Origin of the sequence: Geobacillus proteiniphilus, assembly GCF_001908025.1 — a bacterium.
Taxonomy (GTDB): domain Bacteria; phylum Bacillota; class Bacilli; order Bacillales; family Anoxybacillaceae; genus Geobacillus; species Geobacillus proteiniphilus.
The window spans coordinates 1-425 of record NZ_MQMG01000151.1; the positions used below are offsets into that span (position 1 = coordinate 1).

The 425-nt window shown below is 56.2% G+C and carries 1 pseudogene; it reads right to left on the reverse strand.

The window, feature by feature from the left end:
- Nucleotides 1-425 (reverse strand): annotated as a pseudogene (locus tag BRO54_RS18965) (class I tRNA ligase family protein); the annotation flags it as partial.

A 425-nucleotide genomic window follows, 5' to 3' on the forward strand; every position in this document is an offset into this window, starting at 1 on the left:
GGTAGACGATGACGCTGGCCGTCAGCGATTTGCCGATCACTTTTTCATTGCGCCGCGTTCTCGAGCGCTTTTAAAATGTCATCGCGCACGTCCATAAACGCATCCCATTTCGCCAGCAGCGCTTCTTCGCCGTCGATCGCGATCGGCTCCGGCATATCGGTGAGCTGGACGCTTTCGACGTTTTCTCTTCGATTCGGGATATGCTCCCACACTTCATCGGCGGTATGCGGCAAAATCGGCGCGATGAGCTTCGCCAACGCGACGACCGTTTCATACAGCACCGTCTGCACGGCGCGGCGGGGCGCGGGAGTCAGCCGCTTCGATGTACAAAATTGTCTTTCGCCATATCCAAGTAAAACGCGCTCAGCTCGACGGTGCAGAAATGGTTCATCTCATGGTAAACCGCGGCGAAATCATAGCTGTCG